This window comes from Pelosinus sp. IPA-1, from assembly GCF_030269905.1.
Taxonomy (GTDB): Bacteria; Bacillota; Negativicutes; order DSM-13327; family DSM-13327; genus Pelosinus.
In genome coordinates this window covers 1-24,742 of record NZ_BSVC01000009.1, presented here as the reverse complement: position 1 = coordinate 24,742, position 24,742 = coordinate 1, and the positions used below count along the sequence as shown (strand labels likewise).

Genomic DNA, 24,742 nt, shown 5'->3' with positions numbered 1-24,742 from the left:
AAATTCAAATGATTTACAAAGAATGTGAATAACAGTATAATAGTATAGGCGTTTTACAATTGTAACATATTGAAAAAATTTATCTCTATGTAGTAAAATCTTAAATATTTGCTAGATATTACCAAGAAGAAGAGCAGGATTTTGTTGTTTTATAGGGAATTTTATAAACGAGAAACATTACACAAAATAAGGAAGGATACGATGTTATATGGAAGAACGAGCACATATTGCTGCACATAAGAATAATTCCATTTTTAATGCAATTTTATTGGAAAGAATTCGATCTTGGATTTTTGCAATTATATTAATAGTGATGGATTATTTGGCAGTTCTATTTGCAGTTTGCACGGCGTATTTTATGCGGGCAAATGTATTACCCTTATTTTATCAAACCTTTACTGTATCCGATGTGTATGTATTCATGGTCATTCCATTGGCCTTTGTTTTCTTTTTACATTTTGATAGACAATCTATCAGAAAACTTTATTTTTGGCAACAGGCGGAGAGACTTTTTAAAGCAAGTGCGTATGCTATGCTACTCGTATTAGTTGTTTCTTATTTTAGTGGATCTGCAAAAGACATATCAAGAGTTTTTATGCTGCTTGTTTGGATATTTAGCTTTACATATTTGGCAATTGGCCGATATGTATTAAAACGCGTGATTACAGCTGTTGGTGCATTGCAAGTGCCTACAGTTATTATTGGTGCAGGTAAAACAGCCGAACTTTTAATAGAAGCATTTCAACAGAATATGGGGTCAGGTTATAAAATAGTAGGTTTAATTGAGGATGATCCTCAACCATCTACTATTTTTCAACAATATCCCATCATTGGCACCTTTGCACAAGCAGAAGAAGCGATTCAACGCGCAGGTGTTCGCCATGTGCTAATTGCTGCACCAGGGCTTCCACGAGAAGAATTACTACTACTTGTTTATAGGTTACAACCTTATGTAGATCACATCACCTTTGTACCTGATTTATTTGGTGTGCCTGTGGGAAGTATGGAACTCGAAACATTATTTAATGAAAAAACAGTATTATTAAAGATAAGAAATAACCTTGCTCGGGTGCAAAACCGGCTTTTTAAATGGATGTTTGACTGTATTTGCAGCTTATTTGGTCTTGCGGTCATTATGCCGTTATTTTTAGTAATCAGTGTAGCTCTTTATTTTGACTCACCAGGCCCGATTATTTTTGCACATAAACGTGTTGGCTCTAAGGGAGAGAAATTTCCTTGTTATAAATTTCGCACGATGGTAATGAACTCACAAGAGATACTGGCAGATTACTTAACCAATAATCCTGAGGCTAGAGAAGAGTGGGAACGTGACTTTAAGCTGAAGAATGATCCTCGAGTGACGAAGGTAGGACAATTTTTAAGAAAGACAAGCCTAGATGAATTGCCCCAATTTTTTAATGTAATCAAGGGAGAGATGAGCCTCGTTGGTCCAAGGCCTATTGTAGAAGCGGAGATCGAACGATATGGTGAATATATTAATGACTACTATTTAGTTCGTCCAGGAATTACTGGTATGTGGCAGGTAAGTGGTAGGAATGATATTGACTATCCAGAACGAGTGAAAATGGATTCATGGTATGTGCGTAATTGGTCCATGTGGTTAGATATAATCTTGCTAATCAAAACTGTAAAAGTTGTACTTGCAAGGAAAGGAGCCTATTAATGATAAAAAAAGGGATTATTCTAGCGGGTGGGTCCGGCACTAGATTACACCCACTGACAATGGTAGTAAGCAAACAGTTGATGCCCGTGTATGATAAACCGATGATTTATTATCCAATTAGTACATTAATGCTGGCTGGGATTCGGGATATACTGATTATTACGACTCCCCAAGATTCAGTAGCTTTTCAGGAATTATTATCTGATGGTAATCAATGGGGTATCGATATTCAATATGCTGTTCAGCCAAGCCCAGATGGCTTGGCTCAGGCCTTCATTATTGGTCGTGATTTTATTGGCAATGATGGTTGTTCTCTTATATTAGGCGATAATATTTTCTATGGAAATCAGTTGTCACAATATGTCCAACGTGCTGCCCAAAGTGATTATGGAGCGACGGTATTTGCTTATTGGGTAAAAGACGCAAAAAATTATGGGGTAGTACAATTTGATAAAGAAGGGCGAGCAATAAGCTTGGAAGAAAAACCTCTTCAACCTAAATCAAATTATGCCGTAACAGGGCTTTATTTTTATGATAACCAAGTAGTGGATATGGCTACTGATTTAAAACCATCAACCCGAGGTGAACTAGAAATTACAGATATCAATAAGTTGTATTTAGAGCAGGGAAACTTGCGTGTTGAACAATTGGGGCGGGGATATGCATGGCTCGATACAGGAACCCATGACTCCTTATTGCAGGCGGCAAATTTTGTCCAAACTGTAGAGCAACGTCAGGGATTAAAGATTGCCTGTCCAGAGGAAATTGCCTACCGTATGGGTTTTATTGATATGGAACATCTGCTTAAATTAGCGGATCCCTTAAAGAAAAATGGATATGGTCAATATTTATTAGATTTAGTACAGCAAAGCATATAGTTTGTAGAAGATTTTTATTTGATACGATGAGATACGACGAAGCAATTCCTTCAATACTCAGAATTAAAGCTATTCCTTTAGATAAATGGAGGTTAGAGAAAAGGTGAAGGTAACTCAGACAGCGCTAAATAATGTTTATATTATAGAACCAAAAGTATTTGGTGACAATCGTGGTTGGTTTATGGAAAGTTATTCAAAAGTAAAATTAGCTCAAGCTGGAATTACTTGCGACTTTATACAAGATAATCAGTCCTTTTCCGCCTGTAAGGGTACTCTTAGAGGGCTGCACTTTCAATTGAATCCTAAGTCACAAGGGAAACTAGTACGTTGCACTAAAGGCGCTATTTTAGATGTCGCGGTAGATATTAGAAAAGGATCCCCCTTATATAAAAAATGGGTGGCTATTGAATTATCAGCAGAAAATAAAAAACAGCTATTTATTCCTAAAGGATTTGCTCATGGTTTTTTAACGCTTATGGATGATGTAGAAGTACAATACAAAGCCGATGAATACTACTCGCCGGAATACGATGGGAATATTTTATATAGTGATCCAGAGATTGGAATAGAATGGGGCAACGGTGAGTTCATCCTGTCTGATAAAGATAAAAAAGCACCATTGTTAAAAGATCGAACTGATTTAAACTTTGATTATCAAGGAGAAAATCAATGAAAATAATAGTAACAGGTGGCGCAGGATTTATCGGGGGTAACTTTGTCCACTATATGTTGAAGAAATATCCTTTATATAAAATTGTCTGTTTAGATCTATTGACTTATGCTGGCAATATGGAAACATTGGCGTCGGTAATGGATAATCCTAATTTTACATTTTTAAAGGGTGATATTGCTGATAGAGAGTTTATATATAATCTTTTTGGGGCAGAAAAACCAGACATAATCGTAAACTTTGCCGCAGAGAGTCATGTAGATAGATCCATTGAAAATCCAGATGTCTTTCTGCAAACGAATATTATCGGTACCAGTGTTTTACTAGATGCCTGTCGAAAGTATGGCATTAAAAGGTATCATCAAGTGTCGACTGATGAAGTATATGGTGATCTTCCTCTTGATAGATCGGATTTATTCTTTACTGAAGAAACTCCAATCCATACCTCCAGCCCATACTCGGCATCGAAGGCATCAGCTGATCTGTTGGTACAAGCCTATCATCGTACCTTTAGATTGCCAATAACAATTTCCCGTTGTTCCAACAACTATGGTCCATATCATTTTCCAGAAAAATTAATTCCCCTTATGATTGCGAATGCGATGAGTAATAAAAAGCTGCCGGTCTACGGAACTGGAGAAAATGTTCGTGACTGGCTGTATGTAGAAGACCACTGTTCCGCTATAGATTTAATTATCCACAATGGTAGAATTGGTGAAGTATATAATATTGGTGGACATAATGAGCGAACTAATTTAGAAGTGGTAAAAACGATACTTCGTGAACTTGGCAAAGAGGAAAGTCTTATCGAGTACGTGTCTGATCGCCCTGGCCATGATAGACGTTATGCAATTGATCCAATGAAAATAAAAACAGAGTTAGGTTGGGAGCCAACAACTCTATTCGACGTAGGGATTAGGAAAACAATACAATGGTATGTAGATAATAAGACTTGGTGGGAACATATTATGAGCGGTGAATACCAAGATTATTATAAAAAAATGTATGAGAATAGATAGTTTTAAAACATGAAGCTTTTTGCATGATTGAAGGAAGTGTTTTTGTGAAGATATTAATAACTGGCGCCAATGGGCAACTAGGGAAAGAGTTAGTAAGGAGACTTCATGGGACAGATTGCCTGGCTACTGGTAGTGCTGAAATGAATATAACTGATCAAAGAAAAACAATACAGGTCATTACAGAATATGAGCCAGATGTGGTGATTCATAGTGCCGCATACACCAATGTAGATGGAGCAGAAGCAAATCCAGATGTTGCTTACAAGGTAAATGCGATTGGAACACAAAATGTGGCAGCTGCTTGCCTCAAGTGTGGTGCGAAGATGGTATATGTTAGTACTGATTATGTATTTGATGGCACCCTCGGTCGGGCTTATAATGAATTTGATCAAACGAATCCGCAGAGTGTATATGGAAAAACAAAACTGGCTGGGGAAATATTGGCTAAGCATATCGTAAACAAACTCTTTATTGTGCGAACATCTTGGTTGTATGGTGATGGTAATAATTTCGTAAGGACAATGCTGAAATTGGGACAAGAAAAAGAAGAGCTGAGAATAGTGAATGATCAGTATGGTTGTCCTACTTCAACAAAAAATTTGACAGAGGTAATCTTACGGTTAATTGAAACGGAACATTATGGTACATATCATGCTGCAAGTATTGGAGTAACAACATGGTATGATTTCGCAAAGAAGATATTTCAAATATCCGGCAACAGTATTGTTGAAGTAGTATCGCAGACTACGCAAGAATTAGGGCGGCCTGCTCCGCGTCCTAGGTACTCACCTCTTGATAATTTGATGATGGAACATACGATTGGAAATATAATGAGACCATGGGAAGAGGTTTTAGAAGAGTATCTAGATACAAAGAGAAATGAGTAAATACTAGAATAACAGAGGGTTTCGATGGTGATATGATATTGAATTTTTATGGAAGTAGGTTGATGATGGGCTATATTAAGCAATTCTATAATTTCTTAAGAGCTATATTAGCGAGTAGAAGACTAATCCTTGAGCTAACGAAAAGAGATATTCAGGCTAGGTATTTGGGATCCTATCTTGGTATGGTTTGGGCGTTTTTACAACCAACAGTAACAATACTAATATTTTGGTTTGTATTTGAAGTTGGCTTTAAGTCTATGCCTGTTGATAATTTTCCATTTATCCTTTGGCTAATGTCGGGTATACTACCCTGGTTTTTTATTTCGGATAGCATTTCAAATGCGACTAATTCGATAATAGATAATGCTTATTTAGTGAAGAAAGTTTCATTTAGAGTAAGCATTCTACCTGTTACCAAAATTATGTCGGCATTATATATTCATATGTTTTTCATATGTTTTTTATTTATAATGTTTTTTATTTATGGTTTTATCCCAAACATATACAACCTTCAAGTCATATATTATTTATTTGCGACAATCGTTCTTGTCTTGGGAATTTCTTGGACAACGGCATCATTAGTGATTTTTTTACGTGACATAGGGCAACTAGTAGCAATGCTATTACAATTTGGATTTTGGATAACGCCAATATTCTGGGCTGCAAAAATCGTTCCAATTCAGTATCAGACATATTTAAAATTAAATCCTTTTTACTATATTGTAGAGGGGTATCGGAATACATTTATTTATCATAAATGGTTTTGGGAAGATATATATTTGACGGGATACTTTTGGATTGTGACGTTATTGATTTTTTCTATAGGCGCGATTGTTTTTAGAAAAACAAGGCCTCATTTTGCAGATGTTATATAAAGTAATATCACCCTTCTTATTGTATTGGAACGAATAGCTGTTCAAAAGTAATCTTAAATCAACTGAAAGTGAAGGATTTATTATGGATAAAGATGTAGCCATTAAAGTAGAAAATATATCGAAAATATATAAACTATATAACTCTCCAAAGGATAGATTAAAGGAATCAATTCATCCATTTAACAAAAGATATTCGCGGGATTTTTATGCTTTGAATAATGTTAGTATGGAAGTGAAAAAAGGAGAGACAGTTGGAATCATAGGAAGAAATGGTTCCGGAAAGTCTACCTTGTTAAAAATCATTACTGGAGTGTTAACTCCTACTTATGGAAATGTAACCGTAAATGGTAGAATATCGGCATTATTGGAATTGGGAACTGGATTCAACCAAGAATTATCAGGAATCGATAATGTATATTTTAGTGGTACTATTAACGGATTCTCTAAGGAAGAAATGGATGAAAGAATAGATGATATACTTGCATTTGCTGACATAGGGGATTTTGTATACCAACCGGTAAAAAGTTATTCAAGTGGCATGTTTGTACGTTTAGCATTTGCAGTTGCAATAAATGTTCAACCAGATGTTTTTATCGTAGATGAAGCATTATCGGTTGGGGATGCTCAATTTCAAAAGAAGTGCCTCAATGCTTTTTATAAATTGAGGGATAATGGATGTTCTATTCTATTTGTATCACATGAAACATACGCAGTTCGAAATATTTGTCAAAGGGCTCTCTATCTCAAAAATGGCGAGAAAATATTATTTGGTTCAAGTGCTGAAGTAGTTGATAAATATGTCTATGAATTAGAACAAACAGAAACAATAGAGAATAATAATCCTAAAGAAGAAGTGGAGGCAATAGAGAGTCAAAAGGGGGAAACGTCTTGTTCTGAAGTGCGGGAAGAAGAAGAAAATATAAACTTAGAACGAGAATATGTTGATAGTCCCCAGACTATTGGAGATACTCCAGACGTCATTATAGAAGAAGTTCATCTGCTAGACAAAGATAGCAAAGAAATTAACCAAGTTGTTAGTGGGCAAGATATGTACTTGAGATTTTCGTATAAAGTAATTGGGCAGATTGATACGAAGATTTCATTTGTATTCAATATATATCGACATAATGGTTTTTATGTTTGTGGAACTACGACTTTGATGGATGGTCTTGAGCCTTTCGAGCCTAACAAAAACGGGACTGTTACTGTCTATTTTCCAAAGGTTCGGTTACTTTCTGGTCATTATAAATGTAGAGTTGCAGTGAATGATGACCGGGGACTTGGCGTATATGCTGAGGCGGTACCTGTATGTGAATTTAGAGTAGTAGATAGATTTGAGGCGGTTGGATTAATTAACTTAGAACGCTCATGGATAATAAAGGAATAAGTTGTTTTATTGGGATGTTCTTAAGGTTAGGAAGTGAAATGCTTGAAACAAGCAATTGAGTTCTTCGAGCAAAATAAAAGTAATATTAAAATTGTTTTTTTTGACATATTTGACACGATTTTTTTAAGAGATGTTCATCCAGAATATGTGAAAAAGTTATGGGCAAAAAAAATACATATGGCACTGGGAATTAAAGCTTCCCCTGAACAGTTATATGCTATTAGAAATCGAGTTGAAGTGGAAATCTGTGAGGAGAATAGAAAAAGAGGCTTGGATCTGGAATTTAACTTTGAGGATTTCTGTAAACAATTTTTTACTGAGATAACAAGAGATGAAAAATATGGTATGAAGGGTACTCCTTATGAACTATTTATGCAAATATGTGAAGAAGCAGAATTAGATGTTGAAAAGTGTGTTCAGAAGATAGATGAAGATTTTTTGGTTTTTGCCTCCTTTCTCAAAGAACGGAAAATTCCTATATATTGTTTGTCTGATTTTTACCTTCCTAGAAGAATGCTCATGGAGTTGTTTCAACGGCATGGAATAGCTCATTTTTTTACGGATATTTTTGTTTCAAGTGAGTATTTGTTAACAAAGAGAACTGGACGCTTATACGATAAAGTTATTTCTGAGATGAATGTTCCTTTTGAAAGTGTTTTGATGGTGGGGGATAATGAGCATTCTGATTATAAGATTCCGCGTAGCAAGAAAGGTCATGCATATTTAATAGAGCGGGATGTAACAAGAGCGTTTTATCATAAACATATGAAGGAGTCGTTAAGTACTAAAGCTATCGAAAGAAAGATTGAAGTCATTACTCAAAAATTCCTTGACGAAACAAAGTTACCCTTTGGGCAAATCGCTTTAAGCTTGTATGCTTTTATTGAATGTCTTTATAGAAACTTTAATCAGGGAAAAGTTAAAAATGTATTTTTTCTATCAAGGGAAGGCGAGTATTTAAGGGAGTTATTTGATTTATATCAAACTATTCATAACGTGCAGCCCATAAATGCTCATTATTTATTAGTTTCCCGCAAAGCAACCTTTTTGCCTTCACTTCAAAAACTATCTGATGAAAAATTTGATACTCTTTTTCGTCAATATAGAAATATATCTATTAACGAGTTTTTATTAAATTTAAATTTTAGTGAGAATCAAATTCAAGAAGTGTCTATAGAACTTGATTTTAATTGTAGTCTGAAATTAAATGATTTACCTACAGATAATGTATTTGCCAAATTACTTGGGAATAAAACATTTGCGATGATTTACGAACACAATCGAAATGAACAATACAATAACTTTATTCAATATATAAATTCTTTTGGAGTTAATCTCGAAGAGGAAGGACTTCACTTAATTGATGTGGGGTGGAAAGGTACTATTCAAGATCATATTAGTGTGATAATGGAGGACATCTCTGTTTATGGCCATTACCTTGGGCTAGTAGAGCATGGGGCATCTCATGACAATAGTCATAAACAAGGGTTATTATTTTCTCGAATACCTACCAAAAGTATATTTTTTGATGCTTATAATGAAAATCGAGCTCTGTTTGAAGTTATTTTAGGTGCTAGTCATGGAAGTGCTGCTCGTTATGTGCAAGAAAATAACGAAAGTATCCAGGTTGTTGTGGAGCAAGAACCTCTTGAGCGCGAATTGTATGAAAATGTTGTTAGGCCAATGCAAATTCAACTAACTAAATTATTTGTTGCTATTGCAGAGGTAATGAATCGTACCCATTATAATTATGCCGATTTGGAAAGGTTTTTCGCTAAAAATCATGCTAAAATGGTTTTGTTTCCTAATGAACAGCAGCTTTGTTTTTTTGAAAGCTTGTATCATTTTGAAAATTTTGGACTTTACGAGTTTTCCAACTTTAATCGAACCCAAAAGATTAAATTTATGGAGCAATTAACAAATTTTATGATATTCTTACGAAATCCTAGGAAAGTTTTATCTAAAGGTTTCTGGGGACCGCTAACATTAAGAAATGAGGGGCTTGGAGTCTTTTCAAAACTGTATGGTGTTTATCGATATCTTAAAACTTTTAAGGAAGTGTGACAATGAAATGGGCAGTATTGCTTGGGTCACCAGATATTAGTGGTGGAACATATGTGATTTTTGAGCATGTTATTCGTGCGAAGCGTCGTGGCATTATAGTATATATGATCACAGAACATCCTATTAGTGAAAATAGTTTAGACTGGCATCCGGAAGCTAGAGAATTAAACTGGACTACTTTTTCACAGTGCCAAGATATGAACTTTGATATTGCATTTGCAACTTGGTGGAGAACTGTTTATGAGCTATACAGGGTAAAGGCGAAAAGTTATGCATACTTCGTTCAATCTATTGAATCAAAGTTTTATCCAGAACAGGAACAGGCTTTACGAAAGCTAGTGGACGCAACATATATGCTACCTTTAAAAATTATAACGGAGGCGCACTGGATTCAGGAGTATCTTAAATCCGAGTATGATAAAGAATCTTATCTTGTCTTAAATGGTATACGCAAAGACATTTACTATAAGGAAGGTGCGGCACATGCGTCTCGCGAATCTGGACGTTTAAGGGTATTAGTGGAAGGGCCTTTGGGAGTACCTTTTAAGAATGTAGAGAAAACCATCCAACTTTGTAAGCAGTCAGATGCAGATGAGGTATGGTTGTTAACTTCTAGCCCATTGACATCTTATCCAGGAATGGATCGAGTATTTTCTCGTGTAGCTATTCATCAAACCCCAAAGGTGTATCGATCCTGTGATGTAATAGTAAAACTCAGTTATGTAGAGGGAATGTTTGGACCTCCTTTGGAAATGTTCCATTGTGGGGGAACTTCTATTACATATAATGTAACAGGGTATGATGAGTATATTCGCAATGAAGTTAATGGTATCGTTATAAATAAAGATGATGAAGAACAGGTAATATGTGCTATTAATAGTTTGAAAAATGACAGAAGTAGGTTGGATCATCTTAAAGAAGGGGCTTCTAAAACGGCCAAAGAGTGGCCGGACTGGTCTCACTCGGCGTTAGAGTTTGAAAAAGCGGTAGCTCAAATTATTCAACAAAATGATAACTGCACACGAGAAATTTTAGAAAAAAAGTCTAAGTTCTTTTTTGATTTTTATATGTTGGCAGAAAAACAAAAAAATATGAATGGAAATAAAGTATCGAGTATTGCTAAAAGATTTCTAGATCATCGTTTCCCACGAATATATAAATATTTGCGGAATATTAAGTGGAAGATAAAGGTGATGGCTTGTCGTGCTAATTAAATGATGTAGTTAGGTATAAAACCATAAAGTGAAATATTTGAAGACTTCATTTAATGAATTTCCAATTTATAAAATTATACGCTGAAAAACAAGTGAATTTAAATAAAACGCTATAAAGATAGGGGGGCATATGATGGAACGACTTGATTTTGAAGAAAATCAATCTTTACAGCCTTTAGAGGCTGCAATTCATATTAATAGATATTTACTTGCCAAACAATTTTGTGAAGGAAAGAAAGTTTTGGATGTTGCTTGTGGACAAGGATATGGTTCATATTTAATGGCACATAATTGGGGGGCAGAATTCGTTGCGGGAGTAGATATTTCTACAGATGCGATAGAAGCTGCAAACCGATATTTTAAAAATGATAAAGTAAAATTTTATTGTCATGCGGCAGAAACTGTAAATGAGTTATTTCCTCCGGAAACATTTGATGTGATTATTTCGTTGGAGACCATTGAACATCTTACTGATCCAGTTCCATTTCTACAGGCTTTAAAACATTTAGTTAAACCTGGTGGAATAATAATTCTTTCTTGCCCTAATGACCATTGGTATTTCCCAGAAGAAGATCAAAGCAATCCTTTCCATGTTAGAAAATATACTTTTGATGAGTTTAGCAATATAGCTGAAATGGTTTTAGGGTCTGCTCAAGCTTTTATGATAGGAACGCCAATCGCTGGATTCGTGAATTTTAATATGAAAGATCCAATGGTGGGACGTTCAAATGCCAATCAACTGGCGATGTTAGAAGCTCATTCTAATGTATTTTCCGAGTTTGTACCTACTGATCGTGTTATTAGCTCTACGGTTGCAAGTTATTTTGTAGGATTGTGGGGTGCTAAATCAGATGTAGTTAAAGCAACGGTGGCATTTTACCCACATTCTATGGATAATGAAGATTTGGAAGTTCTTCGAAAAGAAGCTATTTTATCTAAAGATGGTGCTTGGAAAGCAAATCAAGAGATTAAGGAGTTAGAACTGAAAAATGGTCAATTATTACTTGACAAAGATACAGAGCTTCGGCACATTAGTTTAAAGTTAGCAGCAATTAAAGCAGAGAACGATTATATTCGGGAACAGCTTCAGCATGTGAGGCACTTACTGCAAATGAAGACCATTGAAAGAATAATACACTTGGCAAGAGTGTTAGTGAAAAAGGTTTATAATAAAATTTAATAGGGTATTAAACATTAGAGGGAGAATCATTGATGCACGAAAAAGAAAAAATAATGGAAGGGATTCGCTCAACACAATATCTCTGGGGAGAGCATCATAATCTATTGCAGTGTGATGCTCATTTAGATAGGGGACCTAATATTGGAAGGAATGGTGAAAATCTAACTATTTCTTTTCTATCCCTTAATAGGTCAAGCCTGTCGATTCGCTTATTATTGTCTATAGCTGAGAAAATAAATAATTTCGCTGGAGAAGTATTAATCATTGACAACGGCTCAGAGTTAAGCGAAATAGAACGCTTAGAGAAAGTATGTTTAGAAATGTCATATGCATGTAGAATTATTAAATTAGGATCTAATTTTGGCGTAGCGGGAGGTCGCAATCGTACAATTCCTCACGTAAAAACAGAGTGGATCATGTTTTTGGATAATGATATCTATTTTGTAGAAAATCCATTAAAGATCATGCAGAAAGACATTGGCAATCTAGGTTGTCATTTTTTTAATCTCCCCTTATTGGATAAAGATGGTAAGAAGATATTTGCTAAAGGAGGTCATTTATATACCTGTCTTGACAATGGAGACACTCATATTGGAGCTGGCTCGGCATATGTTCAAGGATCTCATGATGGGTTTATTATTGATGCATTTCTGTCTACTTTCTTATTTGGTGGAGCTTCCGTTGTACGAAAAGAAACATTTCTAAATATTGGCGGATTTGATGAGGGGATGTTCATTGGTTTTGAGGATCTCGATTTTTCAATTCGCCTTTTTCAACTTGGTATGAAAATAGGAAATACTGGTGTCATGGCGCTCGTTCATGCCCACGCTGAGCCGTCGTCGAGCCAAGATCAAGATTATGAGAAAAAACGTTTTTCATATGAGATTATTAAACAATCAGCACAATATTTTGAGAAAAAGCATGGAATGAAGGTTTGGAATGAGTGTGTGAGTGAGTGGTTAAAGGATCGTCAACGACAAATGGGCATTGCCACTGATGAGAGTTATATTGTAAAAAATCAATCGACAGATAGTTGTACAACAAGGAAGCGCCCTAAAATAGCTTTAATCGTAGATGTTGATAATTGGGCTTTTGGGAATATAAGTCGCCAACTGCAACGCTATCTTGGGGATCAGTTTGATTTTGTGATTATCCCCATGACTGTTGTGGATAATATTGTGCAATTGCTATTAATGGTAAGGGACTGCGATATCGTTCATTTTTTTTGGCGAGAGCATCTTACCTTAATTAACGCCCCTTATTATCAATCTTATGTGGAGGCAATGGGGGTAAACTACAATAAATATAAAGAAGAAATTATTAAACCGAGAATTTTTTCTACAGCTGTTTATGATCATTTGCTTCTTGAAAAAAATGATGTAGCAGAAAGGACTCCGTTGTTTCAAAACTTAATTACTGGATATTATGTCTCATCACAGCGATTAAAGGATATTTACGGTAACATAGAAGCTTATCCGAAGCCTATGGCAGTATTGGAAGATGGTGTAGATCTTACTTTATTTAAACCAGTCAAATTAGAACGATTTAATCATATTGAGGAGCGAAAAATCGTAATTGGTTGGTCTGGGAACAGTCAATGGGCATCGGAATTAGAAGACTTTAAAGGTGTTCATACTATTTTAAAACCTGCTTTAGAGGAATTGTACGCGGAAGGTTTACCGATTAAGGCTTACTTTGCAGATAGGGCTGAACGGATGATTCCACATCATGAAATGGTAAATTACTATTCTGAACTTGATGTCTACATATGTACTTCGAAAATAGAAGGAACGCCGAATCCTGTTTTGGAAGCAATGGCATGTGGTGTTCCTGTTATATCGACTGATGTCGGAATTGTTCCGCAGGCTTTCGGATTAGCACAATCTGAGTTTATATTAAAAGAACGTTCGGTTGAGTGTTTAAAGCAAGCAATACGTAAATTAATACAACAACCACAACTTTTTCGAGAACTTTCCGGTGAAAATTTACGCCAAATAAAAAAATGGGATTGGCAAGTTAAGACTCAAGGATTTGCTAGTTATTTTAATCAATTGCTTCAAAAAAAATAAGGGCATAGATTTGGTTTGAATGAGATAAAAAAATGTAAATCCTCGGTTATTTGTTAGGAGAGTTGTTGGATGTTGAAAAGGACTTCTATTATAATTGTTAATTACAATGGTTCAAAGGTAATTACCCAGTGTTTAGAGTCGCTAAAAAAACAAACGGACACTGATTTTGAAGTGCTTATTGTAGACAATGCATCTACAGATGATTCATTATTAAAAATCAGACAATTTCCGTGGGTGAAATTAATTAAATTGGAATCTAATTTGGGTTTCACAGGTGGTAATATTGAAGGTTTAATGCATGCAACAGGGAAATACATTTGTCTTCTGAACCCAGATACGGAGGTTTATCCGAATTGGCTTGAAAACTTATGTGAAGCAATGGAGCGAGATATGGAGATTGGTATTTGTGCTTCTAAGTTAGTTGTATATGATAATGGAATGATTGATAGTGCAGGAGATGGATGTACGACGACTGGTAAAGGATACAAACGAGGGGATGGTTTACATTCTAATCAATTCCAAAAGGAGGAATTGGTATTTGGAGCCTGTGGTGGTGCAATGCTGATTAGACGATCGTTGATAAATGAAATTGGTTTTCTTGATAATGATTTTTTCTTAATCCATGAAGATACAGATTTCAATTTCAGAGCACAATTAGCTGGCTGGAAATGTCTATTTGTACCGGGTGCAGTTGTACTACACAAGGTGAGGTCTAGTATAGGTCATATGAGCGACATGGCGGTTTACTACTCAGTAAGGAATGCGCGGTATGTTTTATTTAAAAATATGCCAGTAAAAATAATTGTAAAGTATTTTATCTGGCATTTAGTGCAAGAGCTTGGTTCAATCTTATACTTTGTATGTAAGCATAAAAAGCTAATGCCATATTTACGAGCAAACTGGGATTTTTTAAAGGAAATTCCTGCTTTGTTGTCAAAAAGAAGGGAAGTAAAGAAGATAATAAAAATATCCGAGTATGAGCTTGAAAACATGCTAACACCTGTTAATAATCCGTACATATACATGGAGAAATGGCGAAAGCTAATCTTGAAAGGTAAATGACTGTTAACGACATATGATGTTCTGTAGTAATGTCAACTTTAAATGCAGGGCAACAGTTTGAGGAAACTTTGTCTAGTCTTGAAATACGATTTATCTTATTTGTCCTAAATAGCCATTCACTCAACATCTACTGATGGAATAGTGGATTTGGCTGTACGTTATGGATTTGATGTTATATCTATTTAAGACTGTACTTATCTCTAATTTTTTTGCTGCGTACAGGATACAAACAAACTGAACGACTTTTCTCTGTTGTACAAAATGATCAATTTTTCTTATGTTTTCGCGTAACGATTGATATTTTGTTAGGGGACATAACTTGAATTTAAATTAGAAGAAGGGTCAGCGGCGGCTTATTTAGTGCAATATTATCTTGAAGGGGTGGGTGGGGCTTAATGGTTCAAGAAAAGTATTATCCTGGTTTTGATTACCTGCGAGCCTTTTTTTGTATTGCAATAGTTGGTTGGCATACGAAGGTGTTTGGATATGCTCATATCTTGGATAAATCATTAGACACTTTCAGAGTCACTTTACCTGACATTATTTATGCAAATATCTTACTTTTGGGAGTCCCTCTATTTCATCAAGTTTCTCTTTTTCTATACATTCAAAATAGAAAAAGAAATGATTATTTTATCGGTAGAATCAAAAAACTTGGCTTCCTCTACCTTTTTTGGACTTTGGTTAGTGTAGTATTTTTATATGATGGAATGGACTTTAATAAAGTAATCTCCTTGGATTATTGGATAGCAGCAGGATATACTCACATTTATTTTATATTTTCTCTAATTGTAACCACTATAGTGACGGAATTACTATGTTTACTTAGTTCTAGGGTAAGTGAAAATAAGTTCAGAGTACTTACGGTATTGTTACTATTGGCGAGTTGTATGGTATTAATTTTTAGAATACCGTTGTATGAATTATTAAAAACCTCACATTATGCTTACCTAATTGTAGCTTTTTATAGTCCAATAAACTTTATACCATATGTATTTACAGCGATGCTTATTGCTCACTACTGGAAAAAATCAAGCAGTTCTCTTCTCGGAATGTTATTTTTGCTCTCATCCCTCTTCGTTGTATGGGAATGGAAGAGTCAAGTCAATGTTTTTAACTTAGGACAAGGCGGTCTTCTAATTTCTCCCTATGCAAGACTGTCCCTTGTAATGACCGCAAGTCTAGTTATGTGTTTGGTTTTAAAGATCACTCAAAGGGCACCAAATTTGATATTGCAAATATCGAATCTATCTTTAGGAGTTTATATTACTCATTATTATTTCGCTAACAAGTTATTCCAATTTTCACCCGATCTCGCAAGGATTGCGGTCGATAATGGTATGTTATTATTTGTTTTCGTGCTAGTATTATCACTTGGGTTATCGTACGTCATAAAGTATAAAAAAATTACATGATAAAATGGGCTAAAATGGTATAGTGAGTTAGAATAAAGAGAGTTGTCTATTGATAAGAATTATAAATCGTGGAGTTGAATATAAAGTGGCACAAGTACAAGATACGACGTATTTTTCTGGTTTCGATTATTTAAGAGCCTTTTGCGCAATTGCGGTTGTTGCTACACATACAACTATATTTGGACAAACGGATATGTATATAAATAAGGGAGTTCATTTTATTGTAACTCTAGCTGAAATTTTTTATGTAAATGTACTTCTTTTGGCTGTGCCGATTTTTATTCAAATATCATTATTCCTTTATGTAACAAAACGAAAAACAACAGCAGATTTTATAAAACGCATAAAATCGATTTTAGTATTATGGTTTTTTTGGATATTTGTTAATGCGCTATTTACGGGAATATCGATCCCTCAACCATCTCTATGGTTACAATTTTTCTTAACTGGAGGGGGGTCTATATTCTATTTTTTTTCGGAATTGTTAATTTTGGTGGTTTTAGCTGAGCTCATGCTGAAAATAAAAAAGACTACTGACGAAAGATATTTTATTGGTATTACAGTTTTTTTATTTGCAATTTCATTAATGGTATTTTTTATAAAGCCTGAAATTCTTAATTTTGTTAAATGTGATCCCCAGTATTTATACTCTTATTGGACCCCAACTAATTTTTTCCCTTACGTTTTCTCGACAATATTGATATCTTGGTTAGCGGAAAAGAAGCCAAAATTGACAGTATATATCATACCTGTCGTATTATTATATATTGTGATGTCATTTATCGAATGGATGACCTTACCGGATATTCGTTATGTTGCACAAAATGGTTATGCATTCCCAACATATGGAAGGACGTCCGTGGTTTTAGCGGCAAGTTTTTTAGTAATATTTTTTTCTTTAAATCACTATAGGGTCCCTAAAATAATTCAATTTTTTTCGGATAATTCTTTAGCAATTTATGGTATACATATGTTTATTATACGTTGTAAACTATTCGATGTTCTTCAATTAAGAGAACCAATAAGTTCTTTTACATTATTTGCATGTACACTTACGGTTACAATTATTTTGGTCTATTTGATTAAATTTAAGAGGGTGGTGTAGTGGATAATTTTTGAGTTGCCTTTGAAGTTACATCTATATGACTAAAAAAATATTATCTTATAAATATGTTGTTTTTTCACATTTGAGTCATATAGTAGAAAATAACAATTGAAAATAGAGATTTAAGAAAGAATATGGTGATATATGTTGAGATACAAGACGTACTTATTATCGATTGTGATTAGTATAGTTCTATCGAATTCTTTTATTATAGATTATTTACTTAATCACTTAGGCGTACCGTTTGATTTATTATTTTCGGCTAGAATAGTAAGTGCTATTTTGTTGGTACCGCTAAGTAGGGTTTTATTAGCTAAAATAAGTGCACTGTTAAAAGAATATACCTTTCATCGTAACACTGCGATAGTAGTGTTGGCGTTTTTCTTGGCATTGTTTTTTCAATTTACAATTCCTATCAATACTTCTCAGAATTCTATGATAGAAATAACCGCAAATGGTTCAAAAGAAAGTTCCTCACTTGGAACTGAGGTTTGGATAAAAGGTATTGAAATCGATGGTAGAAGGATTCCATTTGATAAGTTCTTGTATGATCACAATGCATGGGAAGAGAAGAACGATTCGTTAGTTTCATATAAGAACCAGCCAGCGACTGTTCAATGGAAGGGTGAGGCAAATGAAAAAATAGAACTATATATGATACAGCATCCGTACTCAGGAGAGGTAAATATAAATATTAATGGTACTATTTCGACTTGTAGTTTATATGCCCCAGAAGGTCTTTCTAAGAGTATTAGCATAAATATTAATGATGGTAAGTGGCAATCCAAATCCGTATGGTTAAAATTTTTGGCTAATGTCATAATCATGTGGTTAATTATCATTCTTGCAATTCTAAAGCTAATAAAAAATAATGGAATTTTACCGATAAGTTATATACCAGCAAATAAGCCTTTACGAATTTTTTTACATATATTACCATTTGCTTTAGTGTGGGGATTTTATGTCCTTGTTTTTTATCCTGGTATTATGAGTCCTGATTCCGTTGATCAGTGGAAGCAAGCTAATGGTGCGAAGGTCTTAACTACTGCACACCCTGTATTTCATACTCTTTTCAATTGGGCCATAACTAGAGTATGGTTGTCGCCAACTGCGATTGCAGTTGTTCAAGTAACTTTTATGGCAAGTGTTGTTGGATATGCTTTAGAATCCTTATCCGATTTTGGTGTCACCAAAGTACGGTTAAGGGTGCTAACTTTATTCTTTCTTGGTATGCCGATATTTGGAATATTGGGTAATTCTCTCTGGAAGGACATACCCTATTCAGTTTCATTATTATGGCTAACGATTCTATTAACTAAAATTTATGTAACGGAAGCAAAATTTATAAGTGGGAAAGGTAATCAGCTTATTTTAAGTTTTGTCTTATTGCTAGTTTCGCAGTTTAGACATGAGGGAATATTTGCAGCCATATTAACTATTGTATGCCTAATGTTAGCTTATAAAAATAGGCGAAAAGAAGTATTACGTGTACTTCTAGGCTGTTTACTTTTCTGTGGTTTGTTTAAAGTCAGTGCTACTTTAGCGTTTCATCCCCAGCCTCCTCCAATAATATTTCAGGCAATGCAGATTGTCGTCCAGCCGATGAATCATATTGCTGCTGGTCTAAAAGAAGGGTGGGTACCTTCTTCTGATGATAAAAGCATTATAGAGGGAATTATGCCACTAGCAGTTTGGATTGATAATTATGATAAATATAATGTTGAAAGGCTAGTATATAGCCCTTTTTTAGATCCATATTTTTTGAAAGACAATCAAATTAACCTATTGAAAGTGTGGATGCACTTGTTTATAAATAGACCGGAGAGCATATTACATTCCTGGGCAAACTTGAATTCGTTGTGTTGGCAGATTAGGCAGCCTACAGATGGATATCAAAGCGTTACATTAAGGGAACAAGACTATATGTCTTTTTATAAAGAAGTTTATGGTAACGTTACTTTATCAAGTTTTTTGCCAAATGTTAAAAGCGCCATAATTAAATTTCATTTTTGGTCTAATAACTTTACCTATTCTTGGTTCCTATGGCGACCTGCATTATATTTTTATCTTTCTTGGTTCATGTTTATTGGGCTAATATTTAATAAGAAGTGGAAAGCCATCTTACCCATAGTACCAATAACAACACAGGTTATCGTAATGATGCTGCTCATTCCAGTGCAAGACGTTAGGTATTTATTTTCTGTATTTTTAGTGTGTCCTTTTTTAATTATGTTTACAACTTGTTTTCAAAGAAAACTGTAAAGTGAAAAATAATTAGTGGAGAAATTTTATGAATATAAATATCTTATTAGCGTTGACAACAACAGTGCTCTTAACTTCAGGACAAATACTTTGGAAAATTGGTCTTAATGATATATCTTATAATGAAGACTTTTTAAAATTATTTCTTAGCCTTTTAAAATCCGTACCAATTTGGGCTGGTGCTTTTCTGTATGTGATTAGTACGTTATTATGGTTTATTGTTTTAAAGTCGGCTCAATTTAGTAAAGTATATCCTATTTTAGCGGCATCATATATTCTTGGAATGTTTGCTGCTACTATTGTCTTCCATGAAAAAGTTTCTATAATAAATTGGTTAGGTGGGGGATTGATTATTGCTGGGATTGTATTAGCGACATGGCAAAATTAGGGGAAGGTGGTTTACAATGTTAATAAAATTAGCTAAAGAAGAATTACTACAAATTGTATCAGAAGTGCGCAAGAGTTCTTCTATTCCACTAAGTGATTTGGATGAAATGGCAATTCCAACCTATCTTCATAGCAATACTCTCATTAAATGGCTTTTTTGGCAAAGGTTGCAGTTTATCTGTGAGTTAGGAAAATTAGAAAATATAAATAATGTATTAGATTTTGGATGTGGTATTGGTGTATTACTTCCCACCTTATGTGCAAAGGTAAAAGGTAGTGTACATGCAATTGATTTGTATCCGCAGTTTGCTAAAGTATTAGCTAAAAAAAGAAATTTGAAGGTAGAATTTCATACTAGTGATAAAGAATTTTTGGATATACCAGAGAATTCTTTAGAACTTATTATTGCTGCTGATAGTCTTGAACATATTCATAATCCTGAGGAATATCTAAATATTTTCCGAAAAAAATTAATAGCAGGAGGGCGGCTAATTGTCTCTGGACCAACGGAAAACATTATGTATCGTATAGGAAGAATAGTAGCGGGCTTTGGTAATAAAGGTCATTATCATCATACTAATATTGACGATCTTTCAAATACGATTCAAGAATCAGGATTTGATCTGATGCATAGTAAGCGCTTACCTTTTCAATTTCCTCCTTACTTGTTTAAGGTACTTGAGTTTAAGGTGAATAGATAATTGAGTGGGGTTGGATAATGAAAGTTTTAATAATAATTCCTGCCTATAATGAAGGGGAAAATATTAGAAATTTAATCTGGGATTTGCAGAAATATAACGAATTCGGCTATGATATCCTTGTTATTAATGACGGATCTACAGATGATACAGCAAGGGCTTGTCGCGAAGAGGGGATTACTGTCATTGACTTGCCTTGCAATTTAGGGATTGGCGGAGCAGTGCAAACCGGCTATTTATATGCTGAGAAGAATAGTTATGATATTGCTATACAAGTAGATGGAGACGGTCAGCATAGCCCTGAATATATTTCAGAATTAATTGAACCTCTGAGAAAGGAAGAGGTAGATCTTGTAATAGGATCGCGTTACATAAATGGAATTGGATTTCAGTCAACAAGAATTCGACGAATTGGTATTAAGTTTTTTACCTTATTGATCTGGTTTTTGACTCGTCAGTGCTTTACTGATCCTACTTCTGGTTTTCGGGCGTGTAACAAAAAGGTTATTCAGCTTTTTGCTCGGAATTATCCTAAAGATTATCCTGAACCAGAGTCGTTAGTCTTTTTGAAGAGATATTCATGTAAAATCATAGAGAAGCCGGTAGTTATGAAGAGTCGATGCAATGGTGAATCATCAATTAATATAATTCAATCAATTTACTATATGATTAAAGTTACGTTGGCTATTTTAATTGATATATCGCGAAACAAAAGAGGATGAGGTAAGAGAGGTAGTATAATATGTTGCCAATTAGGTTGCAGGTCATCTTGATAGTATTTTCTAGTATATCAATGCTATTTTCTTTAAAAATGATTAGAAAATTTCAACTTGATCTTAAGTATGCGTTACTTTGGCTTGTGTTAAATTCAGCAATACTGGTACTTGCAGCATATCCTCCGTTATTACTCAATTTAGCCAAAGAGTTTGCTATTGAAATTCCTGCTAATGCGTTATTTCTTTTTGGCATTGTAATTTCAATGTCTATCATTTTTAGTCTAACAGTTGCTTTATCAAGAACTTCATACAAAATAAAGATGATATCCCAGGAATTAGGCATATTAAAAGAAGAAGTGCAAAGGTTAAAAAAAGGGGAATAGGTCTGTAGCTGTTGTAAAAGGTGAGTGAAACAAAATTTAACTACTATATGTATAAGTGGAGGTTTTAACTTGAAAGTTTTAGTCACTGGCGGAGCTGGTTTTATCGGTTCGCATGTAATAGAAAAATTGATGCAGGAACAATGCCAGGTGGTAGTTGTAGATAATTTGAGTTCCGGACTTAGGGAGAATATACCTGCAGGAGTAAAGCTTATTGAGATGGATATCTGTAGTGAAAAGCTATTAGATGTATTTATAAGTGAAAATTTTGATGCTGTAATTCACTTAGCAGCGCAAACTAAGGTACCTGTTTCTTTAGAAAGACCTGATTATGATTGTCAAATTAATATATTAGGTACTGTAAATATGTTGGAAGCATGTCGTAAGACAGAAGTAAAACGAGTGGTGTTTGCATCTACTGCGGCGGCATATGGTGATGTCAATAATGTACCTATCATGGAAAGTGCAGAAACTAGACCTACATCCTTTTATGGCCTGAGCAAGTTGACTGTGGAAAAATATTTGCAAGTGTATCAGCAAGTATATGGTTTAGAATATGTAGTGTTACGATATGCAAATGTTTATGGTGAGCGGCAGGGGGATGGAGGCGAAGGCGGGGTAGTTAGTATTTTTGTCCGCAGAATCGGTCAAAATGAGGTGCTAAACATATATGGTGATGGAGGACAGACGCGTGATTTTATTTATGCTGGTGATGTGGCAGCAGCTAATTATCAAGCACTCATGACTCCCAATGTGAATGCTGTATATAATGTTAGTACCCAGACGGAAGTTAGTGTCAATCATTTGATTGAGGTAATGGAGCAAGTTGCTGGAAAACAAGTGGAAAAAAGGTGTTATCCCGTGCGTGAAGGGGATATATATAGATCGATACTTTGCAATCAAGCGGCACGGGAAAAGCTTGGTTGGGAGTGGAAGGTTGTACTTACAGATGGTTTAGAGCGAACCTATAAATATATAACAAAGTGATTGTGATATATTCAAAAGGATGAATACTCCCATAATTACTTTTATGTGCAAGTATAAACGTTACTTTTATATTGATGAATCTCAATATTGGATAGGTTGAAAGAGCAGGAATGAAATGTTGTGGGAGAAGTATCATAAATATTTTATTCAGTTGGTTCATATACGACATACACAGTTAAAATAGTCAAACAAAACAGCTATAACCTTAGTGGTTTAGCTGTTTTGTTTTTTTGATGGTTTTAGTGGATTTTATATTGCTTTGTAGGGGGGGATTATCTATACCCTTTGGTGTATTTTACTATTTTTCCCTTTATGTTATAATTAGCGGAAAAAGGGAGATTTATTATCATGGATGATAAAAACCAAGAAGTTAATTGGGAACAGAATTCTTCTTCAAGTAATGATCAGGTTGCCAGTAGCCAATCGGTTGCAGGGACAACTAATAACCCAACGATTGACTCGCTTCTTACGGTAAATAACAATAAGGTATTACATTGGGATACTGGTGTAGTTTTTTATTCTATGCCTACATCTACTTGGAGTGCAACAGGTGAAAAGAATGAATATCAATCCTTTTCACCATTAACATCTATACAGATAGATGCGGTTAGGACGGCTTTTAAACAATGGGGATCTGTGTGTAATCTTACTATGATTGAGGTAGCTCCCTCTAGTTCGTGGGCTAACATAAAGATAGGAGAAAGTAAAGTACCTAATACCTCTACCACATGGCAGTGGTGGGATAGTTTTGGAGATATGACTAAAGCAGATGTTTGGTATGGTAATAATACGGCATATTCACCGAATAATCCGGTAGTAGGTAGCTATGATTATCATACAATTATGCATGAAATCGGTCATGCATTGGGCTTGAAGCATCCGCATGATACAGATGGATATCAAGTTAACTTGAATGACCCAAATGATAGTTATCATGATTCCATGGCGTATACTGTTATGAGTTATAAAAGTTATACGGGAGCGTCCAATGGTTATACTAACGGAGACGATAGTTATGCTTATGGGCCCATGATGGATGATATTGCGGCTGTTCAATATTTGTATGGTGCTAATTATACTTATAATGCAGGGGATAGTGTTTATAAATTTGATCCAACACAATCTAAGATTTTCCAAACGATATGGGATGGTGGTGGACATGATACATATGATTTATCTGCATATACAACAAATCTTAAGGTCGATTTACGACCCGGGCAATGGAGTACGTTTGACAGCAATCAATTAGCGGATCTTGGTAATGGGAATACTGCGCCAGGTAATGTGGCAAATGCTTTGCTTTATAACGGAGATACTCGTTCTCTTATTGAAAATGCAATTGGGGGAACGGGGAATGATACATTAATTGGCAACCAGGCGGATAATATACTCAATGGTGGTGCTGGTGCGGACTATATGGCTGGAGGTCTGGGCAATGACACCTATGTGGTAGACAATGTAGGAGACGTTGTGGTGGAGAACCCTGGTGAAGGAATAGATACAGTCTATTCCAATCTAGCTACCTCAATATTGGGCGCCAATGTTGAAAACCTGATTCTTTATGGTACTGGTAACATTAATGGTAATGGTAATGAACTTAACAACGTCATTACAGGCAACAGTGGTAATAATATTCTGGACGGTGGTTCGGGCGCGGACACCATGATAGGCGGCATGGGCAACGATACCTATGTGGTTGACAACGTTAGCGATGTTGTGGTGGAAAACGCTGGTGAAGGTATAGATACCGTATTATCAAGTATTGCCTACACGTTGGGTGCCAATGTGGAGAACTTGACATTG

Annotated in this window: 21 protein-coding genes; all 21 read left to right on the top strand. The window is 34.9% G+C overall.

From position 1 onward, the window contains the following. Positions 1 to 208 precede the first annotated feature (208 nt). Positions 209 to 1,684: an undecaprenyl-phosphate galactose phosphotransferase WbaP gene (wbaP, locus tag QSJ81_RS20320; RefSeq protein ID WP_285719178.1), complete on the top strand. Its 1,476-nt coding sequence runs from the start codon at positions 209 to 211 to the stop codon at positions 1,682 to 1,684. Continuing rightward, positions 1,684 to 2,562: a glucose-1-phosphate thymidylyltransferase RfbA gene (gene rfbA / locus QSJ81_RS20315; protein ID WP_285719177.1), complete on the top strand. Its 879-nt coding sequence runs from the start codon at positions 1,684 to 1,686 to the stop codon at positions 2,560 to 2,562. The genes wbaP and rfbA overlap by 1 nt, the downstream gene beginning before the upstream one ends. Before the next feature lie 103 nt (positions 2,563 to 2,665). After that, positions 2,666 to 3,235: a dTDP-4-dehydrorhamnose 3,5-epimerase gene (rfbC, locus tag QSJ81_RS20310; RefSeq protein WP_285719176.1), complete on the top strand. Its 570-nt coding sequence runs from the start codon at positions 2,666 to 2,668 to the stop codon at positions 3,233 to 3,235. Then, positions 3,232 to 4,251: a dTDP-glucose 4,6-dehydratase gene (gene rfbB / locus QSJ81_RS20305; protein WP_285719175.1), complete on the top strand. Its 1,020-nt coding sequence runs from the start codon at positions 3,232 to 3,234 to the stop codon at positions 4,249 to 4,251. The genes rfbC and rfbB overlap by 4 nt, the downstream gene beginning before the upstream one ends. Before the next feature lie 44 nt (positions 4,252 to 4,295). Then, complete coding sequence (rfbD, locus tag QSJ81_RS20300) at positions 4,296 to 5,138, top strand: dTDP-4-dehydrorhamnose reductase (protein WP_285719174.1); 843 nt, start codon at positions 4,296 to 4,298, stop codon at positions 5,136 to 5,138. Positions 5,139 to 5,200: 62 nt separating this feature from the next. Next, the gene (locus QSJ81_RS20295) at positions 5,201 to 6,013 is read left to right on the top strand and encodes an ABC transporter permease (protein WP_285719173.1); all 813 of its coding nucleotides are present in this window, start codon (positions 5,201 to 5,203) and stop codon (positions 6,011 to 6,013) included. A gap of 82 nt (positions 6,014 to 6,095) precedes the next feature. Continuing rightward, positions 6,096 to 7,400, top strand: a complete 1,305-nt coding sequence (locus QSJ81_RS20290; RefSeq protein WP_285719172.1) for an ABC transporter ATP-binding protein — start codon at positions 6,096 to 6,098, stop codon at positions 7,398 to 7,400. Between the two features lie 42 nt (positions 7,401 to 7,442). Further along, entirely contained in the window at positions 7,443 to 9,464 is a 2,022-nt protein-coding gene (locus QSJ81_RS20285; protein WP_285719171.1) for an HAD family hydrolase, read from the top strand. 2 nt (positions 9,465 to 9,466) lie between these two features. Then, the gene (locus QSJ81_RS20280) at positions 9,467 to 10,678 is read left to right on the top strand and encodes a glycosyltransferase (RefSeq protein WP_285719170.1); all 1,212 of its coding nucleotides are present in this window, start codon (positions 9,467 to 9,469) and stop codon (positions 10,676 to 10,678) included. A 130-nt stretch (positions 10,679 to 10,808) separates the two neighbouring features. Continuing rightward, positions 10,809 to 11,858 carry a class I SAM-dependent methyltransferase gene (locus QSJ81_RS20275; protein ID WP_285719169.1) on the top strand — a complete coding sequence of 350 codons (1,050 nt, stop codon included), beginning with the start codon at positions 10,809 to 10,811 and terminating at the stop codon, positions 11,856 to 11,858. A 32-nt stretch (positions 11,859 to 11,890) separates the two neighbouring features. Further along, positions 11,891 to 13,927, top strand: coding sequence for a glycosyltransferase (locus tag QSJ81_RS20270; protein WP_285719168.1), 2,037 nt, complete (start codon positions 11,891 to 11,893; stop codon positions 13,925 to 13,927). A 69-nt stretch (positions 13,928 to 13,996) separates the two neighbouring features. Then, entirely contained in the window at positions 13,997 to 14,989 is a 993-nt protein-coding gene (locus QSJ81_RS20265; protein ID WP_285719167.1) for a glycosyltransferase family 2 protein, read from the top strand. A gap of 395 nt (positions 14,990 to 15,384) precedes the next feature. Next, positions 15,385 to 16,404 carry an acyltransferase family protein gene (locus tag QSJ81_RS20260; RefSeq protein WP_285719166.1) on the top strand — a complete coding sequence of 340 codons (1,020 nt, stop codon included), beginning with the start codon at positions 15,385 to 15,387 and terminating at the stop codon, positions 16,402 to 16,404. A gap of 85 nt (positions 16,405 to 16,489) precedes the next feature. Then, the gene (locus tag QSJ81_RS20255; RefSeq protein WP_285719165.1) at positions 16,490 to 17,509 is read left to right on the top strand and encodes an acyltransferase family protein; all 1,020 of its coding nucleotides are present in this window, start codon (positions 16,490 to 16,492) and stop codon (positions 17,507 to 17,509) included. Between the two features lie 144 nt (positions 17,510 to 17,653). After that, complete coding sequence (locus tag QSJ81_RS20250) at positions 17,654 to 19,771, top strand: hypothetical protein (RefSeq protein ID WP_285719164.1); 2,118 nt, start codon at positions 17,654 to 17,656, stop codon at positions 19,769 to 19,771. 28 nt (positions 19,772 to 19,799) lie between these two features. Then, entirely contained in the window at positions 19,800 to 20,159 is a 360-nt protein-coding gene (locus tag QSJ81_RS20245) for an EamA family transporter (RefSeq protein ID WP_285719163.1), read from the top strand. 16 nt (positions 20,160 to 20,175) lie between these two features. Further along, positions 20,176 to 20,859: a class I SAM-dependent methyltransferase gene (locus QSJ81_RS20240; RefSeq protein ID WP_285719162.1), complete on the top strand. Its 684-nt coding sequence runs from the start codon at positions 20,176 to 20,178 to the stop codon at positions 20,857 to 20,859. A gap of 17 nt (positions 20,860 to 20,876) precedes the next feature. Further along, entirely contained in the window at positions 20,877 to 21,578 is a 702-nt protein-coding gene (locus QSJ81_RS20235) for a glycosyltransferase family 2 protein (RefSeq protein WP_285719161.1), read from the top strand. Positions 21,579 to 21,598: 20 nt separating this feature from the next. Next, complete coding sequence (locus tag QSJ81_RS20230) at positions 21,599 to 21,955, top strand: DUF2304 domain-containing protein (RefSeq protein WP_285719160.1); 357 nt, start codon at positions 21,599 to 21,601, stop codon at positions 21,953 to 21,955. A 69-nt stretch (positions 21,956 to 22,024) separates the two neighbouring features. Beyond that, a complete protein-coding gene (locus QSJ81_RS20225; protein WP_285719159.1) occupies positions 22,025 to 22,939 on the top strand; it encodes an NAD-dependent epimerase/dehydratase family protein in 915 nt (304 codons plus the stop codon). A gap of 348 nt (positions 22,940 to 23,287) precedes the next feature. Next, positions 23,288 to 24,742 (top strand): M10 family metallopeptidase C-terminal domain-containing protein (locus QSJ81_RS20220; RefSeq protein WP_285719158.1); only part of this gene is annotated, 1,455 nt, incomplete at its 3' end.